Annotated in this window: 13 protein-coding genes; 1 reads left to right on the forward strand and 12 read right to left on the reverse strand. The window is 52.1% G+C overall.

Annotated features, from left to right (window positions below; translation table 11 throughout):
* Positions 1–19: 19 nt before the first annotated feature.
* The 9 genes from AC506A_RS31205 to AC506A_RS31245 all read right to left on the reverse strand — a co-directional run bounded on the left by AC506A_RS31205 (position 20) and on the right by AC506A_RS31245 (position 10,557).
* A complete protein-coding gene (locus tag AC506A_RS31205) occupies positions 20–937 on the reverse strand; it encodes a WG repeat-containing protein (protein WP_495464854.1) in 918 nt (305 codons plus the stop codon).
* Between the two features lie 11 nt (positions 938–948).
* On the reverse strand, positions 949–1,911 hold the full coding sequence (locus AC506A_RS31210) for an HNH endonuclease signature motif containing protein (RefSeq protein WP_495464855.1): 963 nt from the start codon (positions 1,909–1,911) through the stop codon (positions 949–951).
* A 450-nt stretch (positions 1,912–2,361) separates the two neighbouring features.
* Positions 2,362–3,804 (reverse strand): bifunctional 2-methylcitrate dehydratase/aconitate hydratase, encoded by a 1,443-nt coding sequence (locus AC506A_RS31215; RefSeq protein WP_495464856.1) that lies wholly within the window; start codon positions 3,802–3,804, stop codon positions 2,362–2,364.
* 25 nt (positions 3,805–3,829) lie between these two features.
* On the reverse strand, positions 3,830–5,110 hold the full coding sequence (locus tag AC506A_RS31220) for a citrate/2-methylcitrate synthase (RefSeq protein WP_495464857.1): 1,281 nt from the start codon (positions 5,108–5,110) through the stop codon (positions 3,830–3,832).
* Between the two features lie 3 nt (positions 5,111–5,113).
* Positions 5,114–6,016 (reverse strand): methylisocitrate lyase, encoded by a 903-nt coding sequence (gene prpB, locus AC506A_RS31225; RefSeq protein WP_495464858.1) that lies wholly within the window; start codon positions 6,014–6,016, stop codon positions 5,114–5,116.
* A 54-nt stretch (positions 6,017–6,070) separates the two neighbouring features.
* A complete protein-coding gene (locus AC506A_RS31230; RefSeq protein ID WP_495464859.1) occupies positions 6,071–7,207 on the reverse strand; it encodes an acyl-CoA dehydrogenase family protein in 1,137 nt (378 codons plus the stop codon).
* An 8-nt stretch (positions 7,208–7,215) separates the two neighbouring features.
* A complete protein-coding gene (locus tag AC506A_RS31235) occupies positions 7,216–8,076 on the reverse strand; it encodes a 3-hydroxybutyryl-CoA dehydrogenase (RefSeq protein ID WP_495464860.1) in 861 nt (286 codons plus the stop codon).
* Positions 8,077–8,174: 98 nt separating this feature from the next.
* Positions 8,175–9,383, reverse strand: a complete 1,209-nt coding sequence (locus AC506A_RS31240) for an acetyl-CoA C-acetyltransferase (RefSeq protein WP_495464861.1) — start codon at positions 9,381–9,383, stop codon at positions 8,175–8,177.
* Positions 9,376–10,557 (reverse strand): acyl-CoA dehydrogenase family protein, encoded by a 1,182-nt coding sequence (locus tag AC506A_RS31245; RefSeq protein ID WP_495464862.1) that lies wholly within the window; start codon positions 10,555–10,557, stop codon positions 9,376–9,378. The genes AC506A_RS31240 and AC506A_RS31245 overlap by 8 nt, the downstream gene beginning before the upstream one ends.
* A 146-nt stretch (positions 10,558–10,703) precedes the next feature.
* Between AC506A_RS31245 and AC506A_RS31250 the strand changes: the two genes are divergently transcribed.
* Positions 10,704–11,591, forward strand: a complete 888-nt coding sequence (locus tag AC506A_RS31250) for an ankyrin repeat domain-containing protein (protein ID WP_495464863.1) — start codon at positions 10,704–10,706, stop codon at positions 11,589–11,591.
* A 73-nt stretch (positions 11,592–11,664) separates the two neighbouring features.
* Here the strand turns inward: AC506A_RS31250 and AC506A_RS31255 are convergent, their stop codons facing one another.
* The 3 genes from AC506A_RS31255 to AC506A_RS31265 all read right to left on the reverse strand — a co-directional run.
* On the reverse strand, positions 11,665–12,162 hold the full coding sequence (locus AC506A_RS31255; RefSeq protein ID WP_495464864.1) for a DinB family protein: 498 nt from the start codon (positions 12,160–12,162) through the stop codon (positions 11,665–11,667).
* 91 nt (positions 12,163–12,253) lie between these two features.
* Positions 12,254–13,693, reverse strand: a complete 1,440-nt coding sequence (locus tag AC506A_RS31260; protein ID WP_495464865.1) for a tetratricopeptide repeat-containing glycosyltransferase family 2 protein — start codon at positions 13,691–13,693, stop codon at positions 12,254–12,256.
* 80 nt (positions 13,694–13,773) lie between these two features.
* Positions 13,774–15,409: Ig-like domain-containing protein (locus AC506A_RS31265; protein ID WP_495464866.1), on the reverse strand; the 1,636-nt coding region annotated here is incomplete at its 5' end.

The following is a 15,409-nucleotide window of genomic DNA, read 5'->3' on the forward strand; positions in this document are numbered from 1 at the left end:
CCTTTATAAGGTAAATCCCCTACTTCTGAACTACAAGAAAACCTTCTGAATATTGTCCAAACCATGTATATTGAGGAAACATCTTTATAGTGCCAAATTTATCGACTATTGCCCATTCACCATTACTAACCACACTCGCAAAATCTTTCACAAATGGATCCGCATCATCAAATTGAGGCTCAATTGCATAATTGCCACTAAAATTAATATAGCCCCATTTCTTATCCACACGAACAGGCGCTAAACCACTTGAGAATTCTTTCACTTCTTTGAATTGAGGCGAAATAACTTCTACTCCACTGGAGTTCATAAAGCCATATTTTTTGGATCTCAGAAAGGAAGCATGTCCTTCAGAGAAATATGAGATCCTTGAATATCGCACATCAACGACTACTTCACCTGAACGATTCAGGACGCCACATCGCTTATCGCGTTCTACTACTGAAAAACCCTCTTGAAACAGAGTAGCTTGCTCCCATTCACATGGGATAATTAGTTTCCCCGATATATCAATAAATCCTTGTTTTTTATCTTGTTCGATTAACCCCATACCTTCAGTAAACATTGCTACAGCATTTATATTGGATAACAGTTCTTCACCACTTTTATTGATTAAATATTTATTTCCATTTCGTATAGCGACTGCATACTCTTTATTGAAAATAGAGGATCTTTTTTCATATATACAAGGAACTTCTAATTCAAATGAATGGTTTATGTAACCTACTTTTCCCGAATAATCAGTAACTTTTGCCCTGCCGTTACTAAAGGATAAGCATTGTGAGTATGGCCCGGGGTCAAGTAATTCTCCATGTAAATTCAGGTAGTAGTATTTGCCTTCTTTTTTTACGCAAGCAAGCCCTTCTGAGTAAGAATAGACCAATTCAAACTCAGGTCTTACCAATTCATTTCCATTAATATCAATGAATCCGTACATTGATTCTCACCTCAATAGTTTTTGAACCACTTCGTGTACAGCGCGTGATCACGAGCACGAAGTGGTATTAGATTTCCACCAGCAGCAAATGGTATAACTTTTCCATTGTCGTTTGAACCACCGTATTTCAAGGGACGAATATGATGTATTTCAAATGCATCAGCGTCAAACTTTTGCCCTCTCCATCCCTTTGGAGGTAAGGGACCAAAGATTAATGAATAATTCGCACGATATTGAGGCCTAAACTTATCGTAGTCTTTTCTACTTTGCTTTAACGTGCTACTTGAAACACTTAGCCATATTGCTGAATCTATATATGGGACCCATTCTCCCATGTGTTCTTGAAATACTCGAGGGTATGGTTCGGCTTTTTTGTTTACCAATATCACCTTCGAATCAGTTATAGCTGCACCATCGGGCATTAATGTATTTATAATTACTAATGGCCAGCTACCTTTTTTTATTTTCTTTGAGAGTTTCCATTCCCATTCCGTTAACATACATACTGCCCTAAATGTTACGAATTTTGTTTGTGTTACTTGATACGAGTGGTAAAATATTTTACCTTCTTCAACGTCAAATGCTACGTCAAATGGTTTTTCACTCTTTTCTCCCGCTCCCTTGATGGTGTCATATGTGTATATAGTTAAGCTGCAATTCGCAGTAATGTCATCATCATCATTGACCTCTTCTACTTTCATTGTATGAACTATGGACTTATACCCTGGTGTAGTATTCAAATAGAAACCTATCTTTACACTGTCTTCATCCAAATCAACCTCTACATCGGATTCGTCACTTGTATCTATTGAACGAATATCTTTAACTGGTGCCGTTTTAATGAGGTTATCTAATTCAGATTGAGAAAGCTGTAATTGGTCATTTAAATCTTCTCCATAAATCAAACTCTGATTTGGTGTAATAAAGCATACTACTAAAATCATAACTAATGCTTTAATAACGATTTTTTTCATTTACGTAATTCCCCCCATGAACTATTGTGAACATTCAATAACGCATTAAAGACATCTACCAAGACTATCAACCCACTCCTTTCTAACTAAACTTTGTTAAAAATAATCGATAAGTAACGAAAAACTAGTGAATTAGATCTAAATTCTGTAAAATTATAGCACTGACTGTGCAGTTTTGTATACAATATCTCTCATTTTCAATTGAAAGCTAAAGCGACCAGTGACAAAGTCCCATTGTCGCAAAGACTGGTATTCGTATCGTCAACTAGACACTGATTATCTGCCAAACATTTCCTGGTGCAATCGTCTGCTAACAATTCGATTACAAAAAAAATAAGCTCCCCCACAAGCCATAAAGACCCGAGGGAAGCCTATCAATTACTTAAATTTTCTCTAGCAACCACGAAACTTCACTCCATAATTCTGGTTCTTGCCCCGAAGCGCAGCCCGCTAAGGCGCAAATAGCTCCAAAAACGCGCTCACGCTCAATGCTTCTAGCAGCTGCGGGTCTTCGCATACCGCCACAATTAGTGCCGTTTGTTCCTCAGAGAATCGAGTCAGCAGATTAGATTCAAACTTCTTTTTCAACAACGGAATACCTTCGTCCCTCCTACGTCTATGGCCAATCGGATACTCCGTCAGCACCTCATCCGTCGCACTGCCGTCAGTGAAGAACACCTGCACGCTATTCGCGATGGAACGTTTGTCGGGATCCAGATAGTCCTTGGAGAAGTCTGACCGCTCCTTCACCTCCATTAGGCTGCGCAAACGGTCAACACGAGGATCAGCAGCCGCCTCGTCCTCGTAATGATCGGCAGTCAACGCTCCGTGGAGCAGGCCAATAGCCGTCATATACTGCAAGCAATGATCGCGGTCTGCCGGGTTGTGCAGCGGCCCTTTCTTATCGATGATGCGAATAGCAGACTCATGCGTCGTAATCGTAATTCGAGCGATCTCATCGAGTCTATCGGCGATGAGCGGATGAAGTGCAATAGCGCTCTCCACCGCAGTTTGTGCGTGGAATTCGGCAGGGAATGAGATCTTGAACAGCACATGTTCCATGACATAGGAGCCGTATGGACGCGAGAGCGAGAAAGGTTTGCCTTTGAAAAGCACATCGTAAAAGCCCCATCCCTTCGCCGACAGCGCGGATGGATAGCCCATCTCCCCTCGCAGCACCATGAGCGACAGTCGCAATCCGCGGCTCGTGGCATCGCCGGCGGCCCAGGATTTGCGCGATCCGGTGTTTGGCGCATGCCGATAAGTGCGAAGCGCTTGACCGTCGAGCCACGCGTGGGACAATGCCTGCGTGATCTCATCCTTCGTGCCCCCAAGCAGACCGGTTGCCACCGCGGTTGATGCCACTTTTACAAGTACGACATGGTCGAGCCCTACTCTGTTAAAGCTGTTCTCAAGCGCCATTACGCCTTGCAGCTCATGTGCTTTAATCATAGCGGTCAGCACATCGCGCATGACGAGCGGCGGCTGTCCGGCAGCCTGCCTTACCTTGCCCGCATAGTCGGCAGCAGCTAGAATTGCCCCGAGATTGTCGGACGGATGGCCCCATTCTGCGGCGAGCCACGTGTCGTTGTAATCCAGCCAGCGAATCATACAGCCAATGTTGAAAGCAGCCGTCACCGGATCCAAGCGGTACGGTGTCCCCGGCACACGTACTCCACCTTCCATCTCTGCACCCGGTACAACCGGTCCGAGCAGCTTGGTACAGGCCGGGTAATTTAACGCCAGCATGCCGCAGCCTAGCGTATCCATCAAACAATAGCGAGCCGTTTCATAGGCCAACTCGCTGTCCACCTTGTAGTCCGTTACATAGAAAGCCATATCGGCGAGCACTTGGTCCGGCTCAGGCCGATTATTATCCTGACCATATCCCATGGCGTCAGCACCTCCATCTCATCGCTTAATGGCGTTCATGAACAGCGAGCCACGGCAGCGGATCAGGTCCAACATAAGCGGCGGTCGGCCGTATAATTCGATTATTGCGCCGCTGCTCCATTATGTGTGCCGTCCATCCCGTCAAACGGGAGATGACGAAGATCGGCGTGAACATCGGCGTAGGTATGCCCATGAAATGATAGGCGGTCGCGCTGTAGAAATCGAGGTTGGGGAATAAGCTTTTTTCCTGCTGCATCACCTGTTCCACCGCTTCCGAAATCGCATAGAGCTGACTGTCCTCCGCCCACAAGGATAGCGTCTCCGACCATTTCTTGATGATGTCCGAACGGGGATCTGATACGGTGTACACCCGGTGGCCAAACCCCATAATGAGCTGCTTCGCCGCCAACCTCGCACGCGTGGCCGCTTCCGCTTCCTCCGCATTGTCAAACTGAGTGATTAGCTCCATGACAGCCTCATTCGCTCCGCCGTGCAAATTCCCCCGCAGCGTGCCGATGCCGGTCGCAATGCAAGAGTAATAGTTCGATAGCGTAGAAGCTGTTACACGAGCGGCAAAAGTCGATGCGTTAAACTCATGTTCGGCATACAGAATAAGCGAAATATCGAATACGCGAATGGCGAGATGCTCCGCATGTTTGCCGTGAAGCAAATAGAGAAAATGGCCTGCAACCGTGTAATGGTCGAGGTCGAAGGGTTCTTCTTGCACCTCATCGCTGCCGGAGTTGCCGGAGTTGTCGGAGCTGCTCGAGTTGCTCGAGTTGCTCGGGCTGGCGGCATCTGATGATGCTTCGGATTCAGCTACAGACGCCGAGTCCACCTGAGACTCTTCCGTCGAAACAACCTCTTCGCCTTTGGCTTCTCCAACCTGCTTGTGAAAATGATACCAATGCAGCAGCATCGGCCCTGTCAGGGCAATGAGCCGATCCGCGATATCGGCAGCGTCAAGCGAAGCCGATTCAGGCTCCATCGTCCCAAGCGCGGTGCAGCCTACCTGCAGCACCTCCATCGGATGTGCATCTGCGGGCAGCAGCTCCAAGATGCGCTGCAGCGTCTCCGGCAGCGAGCTTGCCGCAGCCAGCTTGCGCCGATAAGCGGCCAGTTCATCGACATTCGGCAGCTTGCCGCGAATGAGCAGATAAGCCGTCTCCTCGAAGCTGCCATGCTCTGCTAAATCTTCGATGGAATAGCCGCGGTAGGTGAGTCCAAGTCCGTTTTTCCCCACCGTACTGATTGCCGTTTCTCCGGCTTCAATGCCGGCCAAACCTCCGGGCTTCTTCACGGTCATCTCTCATTCCTCCTCCGAATTCCGTGCGGCGAACAGCGCATCCAGCTTGCGCTCGTAATCGTAATAACCGAGATATCGATACAGCTCCTCGCGCGTCTGCATGTCGCCAAGCACGGAAGCTTGAGACCCTTGATTCCGAATCGTCTGATAAACCATCAGCGCTGCGGCGTTCATCGCGCGGAAGGCTGACAGCGGATAAAGCACCAGTGATACACCGGCCGCTGCCAATTCATCAACCGTGAAGAGCGGCGTACGCCCGAATTCTGTCACGTTCGCAAGAACCGGCACCTTCACCACGTCGGTGAACGCCCTATACTCCTCCAAGCTGCCAGCCGCCTCCAGAAAAATCATATCCGCACCGGCCTCTACATACGCCTGCGCCCTTGCGACAGCACCTTCCATCCCTTCCGAAGCGAGTGCATCCGTACGTGCCATAAGTACAAAATCCGCGTCAACCTTCGCATCTGCCGCGCTTCGAATGCGGTCCACCATCTCCGCTGTGCTGACGATGGCTTTATTCGGTCGATGCCCGCAGCGCTTGGCCGCCACCTGATCCTCGATGTGAATGCCCGCCGCACCGGCGCGGATCATCTCTCGCACGGTGCGGGCAATGTTAAACGCCGAACCGAAGCCGGTATCGGCGTCCACAAGCAGCGGTAAATCAACGGCGCCGCTAATGCGCCGCACATCCTCCAGCACATCGCCCTGCGTCGTAATACCGAGATCCGGCAATCCGAACGACGCGTTTGCCACTCCGGCTCCAGACACATATAGCGCGCGAAAACCCGCCGATTCAGCGAGCAGCGCGGCATAAGCATGAATAACCCCTGCCACTTGAAGCGGCTTCTCCTGCTGCAGCGCCTCTCGAAGCCGAAGCCCCGGCGAGCTGCGATTCGTCGATACCATTAAGCTCTCATCCCCTTCCACGACACACATAACATAACGGAAGCCGTCACATGATTAACTGCCCCGCAGCAGCTCGCCGGAAATGACCAACCGATGAATTTCGTTCGTACCTTCGTAAATTTGCGTCACTTTCGCATCGCGGAACAGCCGCTCCGCATGAAGTTCATCTGCCAGACCGCTGCTGCCGCACCACTGCAGCGTCTTCGTTGTCGCATGCATTGCCGTATCGCTGGCGAACATCTTCGCCATGGACGCTTCCTTCGTGCAGCGCGCGCCGCGCTGATGCATATCCGCCGCGCGGTACACGAGCAGCGCAGCCGCCTCCACTTGCGCCGCAAGCTCCCGGTACTCCGCTGCGGCTCTGCTCCGTTCCCGAAGCGGCAGCGCACGCAGCAGTTGCTCGCTTACAGCCAGTGCCGCTCGCGCAATACCGAGCGCCTGCGCGCCAATGCCAATCCGTCCGCCGTTCAGTGCTGATTTGGCGATGGCGAAACCTTGCCCTTCCTCGCCGAGGCGCTGGCCAGCCGGCACGATCGCATCCTCCAGGATCAGCTCACAGGTGTTCGATCCGTGCAGCCCCATTTTTCTCTCCTTCTTGCCTACACGAAAGCCGGGTGTATCCTTCTCCACCAGAAAGGCAGTAATTCCGCCTACACTGCCGTTTTGTCCGTTATGCACCGAGGCGAATAACACGTACTGTTCTGCTTCACCCGCATTTGTAATAAACACCTTCGTGCCGTTCAGCACATAGTTATCCGCATGTCGAACCGCTGCCGTCCGAATAGTTGAGGCATCTGAGCCTGCGTGCGGCTCGGTTAATGCGAAAGCGCCTAACCATTCCCCCGAGGCGAGCCTAGGCAAGCACCGCCTCTTCTGCTCTTCCGTGCCATGATACAGAATCGGCAGCGTCCCAACAGACGTATGCACCGACAAAATAACGCCAACCGTCGCGCTAACCCGGGCTATTTCTTCAATCGTGAGAATATAGGAGGTTAGCTCAAGTCCGCTTCCACCCCATTCCTTCGGCACAGGGAGCCCCATCAAACCTCTTGCGCCCATCTCCCTCACGAGCTGAGCCGGGAAGCGGTCATGCTCCTCCATTTCAGGGATGACCTTGGCTACTTCCTGCATGGCAAAATCCCGGACCCTCGCGCGCAGCTGTTCTTGCTCATCCGTAAAATGCAGCAGCATAGCAGCGGTCACCCCCCTTCATACACATAGAAGCCTCGACCGCTCTTGCGCCCCAGCCAGCCGGCCGCTACATAATTGCGAAGCAGCGGGCAAGGTCTGTATTTGGAATCGCCGAAGCCTTCGTGCAGCGTTTCCATTATAGCGAGGCAGGTGTCGAGCCCAATCAGATCGGCTAATGTCAGCGGTCCCATCGGATGATTCATGCCAAGCTTCATCACGCCATCGACGGCCTCGATCGAAGCCACGCCTTCATATACCGTATACACAGCCTCGTTGATCATCGGCATTAGGATGCGGTTGGACACGAATCCCGGAAAATCCCGCACCTCCAGTGCCGTCTTCCCCATCCTCTCCGCCAAATTTGCCACCACGACATAAACCTCATCTGACGTACGCAATCCCCGAATGATTTCAACCAGCTTCATGACCGGTACGGGGTTCATAAAATGCATCCCAATCACCCGCTCCGGCCGCCCCGTCGCCGCTGCCAATTCCGTGAGCGACAGCGATGACGTATTGCTTGCGAGAATTGTGCCCTTCCCGCAAATGCTATCTAGCGTAGCGAGCAATGCCTTCTTCACCGGCATGCTTTCGGTTACCGCTTCGATGACAAGATCAGCGCCGGAGGCTGCCTCCAAGCCATCTGCTGCGGCTATGCGTCCAAGCGTCTGCGCTGCCAACTCCTCCGTCAGCCTGCCTTTCGCAACGCTACTGGAGAGCTGCTTGCCGATCTGCGCCAACGCCTTGCTGATGCGACCCGCTTCCGCATCATGCAGCAGCACTTGGCAGCCTGCCTGCGCCGCAACAAGCGCGATGCCGCTTCCCATCTGGCCTGCTCCGACGACCGACACATGGTGGATATCTTCCATGAATGACTACCGCCTTCCCTAAGCCGTCGTCTATCTGCCTTTGCCTTGCCTCTGTGCACTTTGCACTTTGCACCTTGCACCTTGCACCCTGCACCTTTCTAGCTGCAGCTATCATCTACCCGAACCAACACGGCATCGCCCTGTCCGCCGCCGCTGCAAATCGCGGCAATCCCTAATCCCCCGCCGCGCCGCTTCAGATCATTAATCAGCGTCATGACAATCCGCGCTCCGCTTGCACCGACAGGATGACCGAGCGCGATCGCACCGCCATGCACGTTAACTTTGTCGGCATCCCAGCCTGCCAGCTTCCCGCAGGCCAAGACAACGACCGCGAACGCTTCGTTGATTTCGAAGCGGTCGATCGCATCGATCGCTAACCCATGCTGCTGCAGCAGCTTCTTCACGGCAAACGCCGGCGCGATGGGATAATTGCGCGGCTCCACGCTAACCGCGGCATGCCCGAGCAGCACGGCCTGCGGGGCATAGCCTTCCTGCAAGGCCCTGCTCTTCGAGGCCAGAATGAGTGCCGCCGCACCGTCATTAAGCCCCGGTGCGTTACCCGCAGTGATGGTACCGGAACCACCGGCAGCGAATACCGGCCTCAGCGTAGATAGCTTCTCAGCGCTCGTATCCCCCCGAGGCGCTTCATCCTTATCAATTGCGAACACATGGCTTGTCTTCGGCACTGCTCCCGGCAGCGGAACGGGAACAATTTCGGAATGAAAGTAGCCCTGCAGGCTGCTCTGAACGGCACGCTCGTGGCTTCGCAGCGCCCATTCATCCTGTTCCAAGCGGCTGATGCCGTACTCAGCCGCAATGTTATCGGCATAGTCACCCATATGCATATCAGCGAAGGCGCAGCGTAACCCATCGCGCAGCAATAAATCCGCTGCCCGGCCATCGCCAAGACGCATGCCCATGCGTGCCTCAGTCAGCGCATACGGTACTTGGCTCATGCTCTCCATTCCACCTGCGACGATCAGCTCTGCATCGCCGGCAGTAATAATTTGCGACGCCATCGTCAGCGCTCGCATGCCCGAAGCGCACACTTTATTGATGGTCTCGGCTGGCACCGTATGGCTAAGCCCGGCCTGCATGGCAGCCTGCCGCGCCGGATTCTGGCCCGCTCCCGCTTGAACGGCCATCCCCATGATGACTTCATCTACCGCAGATGGCGAAATACCGCCGCGATGCAGTGCACCTTCGATTGCGATACTGCCTAGCTGGGTCGCCTTCATTCCCTTCAGCGCTCCGCCAAACTTGCCGAAGGCCGTACGAGCGCTCCCTACAATGACGAGCTCAGCCATGGCGCCTCCCCCTTCCTCTTCCGCTTGGCCGCGGCATTCTCGGACTCAAGTCCAATCCTTTGAAAATTTGCACTGCCTTCGCATCTCGCATAAACCGCTCCACAGGATATTCCTTCATATAGCCGTAACCGCCATAGACCTGAACGGCATGTATCGTTGACGTCATTGCAGCATCTGCGGCAAAGCTTAATGCCAGAGCAGCTTCCCAGCCTTCACCGTCGTCCGTAAGTCCCCGATCCTCCTGCCAAGCTGCTTGATACACAAGGAGCTTGGAGGCATCGGCAGCAGTCCGCATATCCGCCAGCATCCAGGCAACTGCCTGATGCTTCGCGATCGGCTTGCCGAACTGCGAACGCGCCTTAGCATAACCAAGCGCAGCTTCTGCAGCGCCTTGAGTAATCCCGGCGGCAACTGCGGCAAGGCCGTAGCGCACACCTGCAGCCGCTCGACTTGCAATCGATCCGCCCTGACCATCACGGCCGATCCGCTGCCTCTTCGGCACGCGGCAATCCTGAAACTTCAAATGCGCCATTCCTGCTGATCGCAGACCGAGCTTCTTCGTGACCGGTTGAATCATGAGACCGGGGCTGTCTTTCTCGATGATAAAAGCGCTGTAGCGCTTGCGTCGTCCTCCCGCACTCTCTCCGGTCACCGCATAGATGATGAAGAAGTCCGCTGTCGTACCGCCAAGGATATATTTTTGCTGACCGTTTAGGACATAACACTCCTCATCACCCTGCGACTGCAGCTGCCCCGAGACGCCGATTCGCATTGTTGTACCGGGATCAACCGCCCCCGGCAGCACGCCTGTGCCAATACTGATGCCATCTATAAGTCTCCTCAGATAGTAACGCTTCAGCTCCACGCTCCCGAACCGGTGCAACGGCCACGCCGACAGAAAAACATGGGCCCACAGCGCCGCACCAAGCGACGCGCTTACTCTAGACAGTTCCTCCAGCACAAGCACAAAACTGAGAAATCCTCCACCCGCGCCTCCGTCCTCCTCGGGCCAAGGCAATGCCGTAAAACCAAGCTGCGCCATCGCGTCAAACGAACGCCTGTCGAATAATTCGGCCTCATCCAGTCCGCCTGCTTCTCGTGCCACCTCATGCTCCGCAAACCGTGCCGCCATCTCACGAATCATCAATTGTTCTTCCGTCAGAGAGAATTTCACCTCATACGCTCCCCCTTCTTGAATCAGACAGAAGCGTTGCCCGCTATTTGGCGCTTATTACATCGTATTTTCGCCGGAGCCGATTCATGATAGAGTGGAAACAAAGGCCTCATGTTTTGACCAATACGGGTTGGAGTTGATCACGGATGAATTGTGAAAATAAGCTCGACAATCAATCTAGCGATGAGTCGCTATCGGCAGCTTTTCCGGATGCCTATACGGCAGTGAAGACCGGGAATGTAGAGCTGCTCAACCAGCTGCTACAAGCACATCCCGCATTGGCGAATGCCAGGTCGCTGCAAGGGAGAACGCTACTGCACCATCTATGTGACTGGCCCGGACATTACCCGAACCAGCTTGAAGTTGGACAAGTTCTGCTGGATGCGGGAGCGGATGTCAACGCGAGGGCGATTGATCCGGAGCGTGGGGAAACGTCGCTGCAATGGACTGCCAGCAACGACGATGTTGCAATGGCGACATTGCTGCTGGATGCCGGAACGCCGATTGACGGCTTGAATGATGATCGCAGACCGCTTGCGCAATCCCTCTGGTATGGCTGCACGAAAGTGACGGAGCTGCTCGTCCGACGAGGCGCGTCGCTGGATCTCGAGCTTGCTGCTGCGGTAGGCCGAACGGATCTGCTGCCCTCTTTATTCGGTCCGGATGGAGAGCTTCTGCCGAGCGCCGGCAAACACCGCGAACCTGTAAATACAACGAATCCAAGCGCACCCGATGAGCTGCTGCAGCAGGCACTTATCTATGCCATCATTGGAGGCAGCTTTGAATCTGCCACCTATCTGCTGGATCGCGGCGCCGATGTGAACGGCATGCCGTCCGGTTTCGATTACACCGGCGCCGCTCCCCTGCACTGGGCAGCAGCCGGTAAGAATACGGCTATTATCCATCTGCTGTTGGAGCGTGGTGCTGATCTGAACGCCAGGGATCGCCGTTATAACGGTACCCCGCTCGGATGGGCAAATCATTTCGAACGGACCGAGCATGAGGCGCTGCTTCGTAGTTTAGGCGGCGTATAGGAATAGCAAAAAGGCCGAACAGTCGTCCTCTCGCATGCGAGAGGAGACCATTCGGCCTTCTTTATTTGAACCATCACTTCGGCGCTGTCATGCCCATCTGTTCCCATTCTTCCTTGGAAGGACCATACACACCCGCAACAGGCAGTCCGGCTTGGCGCATGAGAATGGTCAGTTGACCGCGGTGATGGACTTCATGCTTAATGAACTTCGACAGCGTAAGACCATTTTGCCACACTTGACCGAAGAGGTTGTGGCTCTCGAGCAACTTCTCATCGGACCACTGCGATGCCGCTTCAAGAATGGATGCCGCTGTCTCGCGGTAAGTTTCAGCAATAACAGCGGCCGATTGCGGCTGTTCCGCATTAGCTGCCGGTGCCTTGAAATTAAATCCGATCTTGACCAGCATACCTGCATCATCGTGAACCAAATGCCATGCCAGGAACCCAAGCGTTCTGCGGCCTGTCGCAATCGACTGTGCCAGCGATTCATCCGTCAGCAGGTCCAGCAGCTTCTGCGTCCCTTGCGATTCCTGCTTGTAGTCCTCAATAAAATCTTCAACTGTTCTAAACATATGTTTCGCCTCCATAACCTGCTTCGAGTGACTTCTCGTATGTACTATATCGCAGGTCTGCTGACAACAGCATGTCAGTTGAGTTCAACTTTTATACATTGTTCATGCTGTCTAGCTTCTTTCGCACCATGTTCAGCTCGGGATGACTGGCGAGAATTTGCTCATATTTAGCTTTCGCCTCTGTTTGCTTGCCCGCTATTGACGTAAGATCCGCGAGCGCTAGATCTGCTTTCCAATCCGCAATGGCAGCATCCGCCGTTACGGTTCCCCGATAAGTACGGAATGCCTCTTTCGATTCTTTAAGGCCGCTCTCTGCCTGCTGCAACAGAACTCCCGCCTGCCTCATCTGCGCTCTTGCCAAGTGATACTTGGCATCGGGGAAGTTTGGCTGCACTTCGAGAGCACGCAAACATACGCGTTGTGCCTGTTCGTAATCCTTCGTGCTCATATAGATTTTGTTTAGATACATAAGAATATCAAGCAGCCTGCCAAAATTAGGCTTACTCGGCGCAAGCCGCTCCGCTTCAAGGAATAAGGTCTTCGCTTTCTCAATATCCCCTGTCGCTAGGGTTTCTCTACCGTAATACAGATACCAGCCCGGATTGTTTGGCTCCTGCTCCACCATCAGCTTCAGCAATCGCAGGTTGCGTTCAAGCTTGTTCTGCTGGCCCATGATATCCGGCTCATAGCCGTCATGATGAAGACGGATACGAACAGGACGCCGCATCATACGTTCGTCGTACATATCTTCGCCTTCAATGACAACCTGCTCGTGTACACGTCCGTAATAATATAAGCCGCGATTAAGCGGGAACATGCGTGGATTCGCATAATCAGCCGATATTTTGCCTTGCACCTGATTGACTTGGCATACATTAAGAACGGTGTGCGGAAACCGATCATGGAACATCGATGCCGCCAATCGGACATTGCCGATGTCCTCCGGAAACAGCCATTCATCCGCATCCACCCAGAGCACCCAATCGCTCTCGATATGCGGCAGAGCTTGATTTCGCTTCCATGCAAAATCATCATTCAGCGCAATGCTCCGAATAATCTTCACCTTGGGCAGATGCTCGACCAGCTCGATTGTGCCGTCCGTAGAATCCGAATCGATGATAATGATCTCATCCACGGCATCCTGTAAACTATTGACGCAGCGGACGATACAACGCGCTTCATTACGCGTCATAATAGCCGCCGCAACAGTTACGGCTGGTTGCAACTGCCACAATTCCTCTAAATCCAACCGCGATTCCCCTGGCGGCTTGCCCGCAAGCACCTTCTTTACCTCGCTCCCCCACTGCGCCTGCGGATCGAGCAGATTGCCTCTCTCGAAGGCATGTCCCGCTTCTTGCGCGTAGCCTTGATGCAGCAGCGCCTCGCCAAGAAACACCCAATATTGCGCAAATAGCGGCTGGTTGCGCAGACTATCGAGCGCCAGCTTTTCCGCCAGTTTGAACTTACGAGCCGTTAGCGCTTGACGAATGGCGTTCGAAGCTGACTGTTTCTTATCCGTTGCCTGTTCCAAGAGCTCATTCTCCTTCGGTTTGATTTGATAAGAAAAGGCCAACCTGATGGAAGTTGGCCAATGGTTAAACGTCTTCTCTTCTAAGCGGAGCCTGGGTCTATTTCCTGACCCCACTCCCTATTCAAATACAGAATCAGTACTCTGGTTATGCTGCCGTCCGTGATGTGCACCCTTACGAATTCACTGTAACCTGGGAACATGATTTCTGTATTGACGTCAAAATGTAAGGTTGTCCCCTCTAAAGGATCGGCGTTAGGAATAATGTACTCGCTGTCCATATACTGGAATGCCAATGAAGCTAAGTTCATTCCCGCAAGTTGTGCTTCAAAATCCTCATCGAGGGCGAGGTCTATCTCAAAACTACTACTATTGGATTCAAGATCAATACGTTTATCATAGACGATGAAATTGCGTTTGATTCTAAAATCAGGATCGGTCTGGCCAAATGGTAAACCGTCCGATGTCGAAATCGCGAGTGTCGTTTGACCGGCTTCAACTCCTTCGACGATCAGCTCCTTGTCTTCTTCCGAATAGCTTGCCGTTACACATCCGGAAAGCCATTCGCATTCGGTTCCATCCACAACAGCGCTGGCACTGACAACAGGATCGTCCTGTGGATCAACGATAGCAAGCCTATACGTTTCTCCTCTCTTAATCGGGATCAGCATTTCACTTTCACCCTCTACATACGGAGCTGAATTTTCCCGAATTCGGAGCGTATAGCTTCTAACGTTCGTTACAATTTGACCATCTAACGTACGACCTTCAACTGTAATCTCCGACACATTCGTAAATGCCACATCTGTCGATAGGTTTAGATATTCCTCGCTCGTCCATGAGCCGAGCACATAGCTGCCAAGGCCCTTAACCTCTTCATCGTTATATGCAGTAACTCGGAACTCATCGGCATTTTGGAAGATATCCTTCATGTAAACATGAGCATTGTGATCCACATAACCGTCCATGTCATAGTTATTAAAGAATTGCAAGCCGATATCTTTGAATCCCACCCCTACATACAGATTGAAATTATCCGTAATTGTGAGGCCATGGTCATCCCAAGCTGATACGACAACGTTAACGTTGTGATCATCTTCCAAAGGAACCGTTAACGTCGATCCCACGATCTGCAGACTACTGAAAGGTGGTTCCGTAATATAAGAGAAATAATGTCCAAAATCTCCTTCAAAATAATCGGCTAAGTCAACGGTATACTCATTCTGATCGTTGCTAATTCCGTCTACATCCGGAAGGCTGCCTAATTGGGATTCACTAACTTGAACCCTAACTGGGAGCGTAACCCACGTTACAAAGCCGTCATCGCTAGCCTGTAATTCGAAAGAAGAGAAACCAGGGGAGCCGTGTGTATCCAAATGATAACTTGAACCATTAAACGATCCGGTTAGACTGCTGCTACCTTGGAAGAATGTACGATACGTGAGCTGCTGACCATCCGGATCTGTGAAGATCTTCGACAGATCCAGCATGGCATGCTGACTTGGCCGAAGTTGAAAGTAACCGTCTTGGCCTACCGTACCGGCCACAGGTGCATCGTTGTCTACCGGCATAATATTCACAGTAACGGTCACTTCTTCCGAATCCTCAGTACCATCGTTCACGATATACGTGAACGAATCGGGTCCATTGTAGTTCTCATCCGGCATGTACGTGAACTTGTTCTGCTCCGACGAACTTGCGATTAATTCACCATGCGCC

It is taken from the genome of Paenibacillus sp. N22P23 (assembly GCF_059383735.1).

What these genes read in the sequence shown, in the direction of transcription:
- AC506A_RS31205 (WP_495464854.1), bottom strand. Translation starts at nt 937, where the DNA reads ATGTACGGATTCATTGATATTAATGGAAATGAATTGGTAAGACCTGAG.
- AC506A_RS31210 (WP_495464855.1), bottom strand. Translation starts at nt 1,911, where the DNA reads ATGAAAAAAATCGTTATTAAAGCATTAGTTATGATTTTAGTAGTATGC.
- AC506A_RS31215 (WP_495464856.1), bottom strand. Translation starts at nt 3,804, where the DNA reads ATGGGATATGGTCAGGATAATAATCGGCCTGAGCCGGACCAAGTGCTC.
- AC506A_RS31220 (WP_495464857.1), bottom strand. Translation starts at nt 5,110, where the DNA reads ATGACCGTGAAGAAGCCCGGAGGTTTGGCCGGCATTGAAGCCGGAGAA.
- prpB (WP_495464858.1), bottom strand. Translation starts at nt 6,016, where the DNA reads ATGGTATCGACGAATCGCAGCTCGCCGGGGCTTCGGCTTCGAGAGGCG.
- AC506A_RS31230 (WP_495464859.1), bottom strand. Translation starts at nt 7,207, where the DNA reads ATGCTGCTGCATTTTACGGATGAGCAAGAACAGCTGCGCGCGAGGGTC.
- AC506A_RS31235 (WP_495464860.1), bottom strand. Translation starts at nt 8,076, where the DNA reads ATGGAAGATATCCACCATGTGTCGGTCGTCGGAGCAGGCCAGATGGGA.
- AC506A_RS31240 (WP_495464861.1), bottom strand. Translation starts at nt 9,383, where the DNA reads ATGGCTGAGCTCGTCATTGTAGGGAGCGCTCGTACGGCCTTCGGCAAG.
- AC506A_RS31250 (WP_495464863.1), top strand. Translation starts at nt 10,704, where the DNA reads ATGAATTGTGAAAATAAGCTCGACAATCAATCTAGCGATGAGTCGCTA.
- AC506A_RS31255 (WP_495464864.1), bottom strand. Translation starts at nt 12,162, where the DNA reads ATGTTTAGAACAGTTGAAGATTTTATTGAGGACTACAAGCAGGAATCG.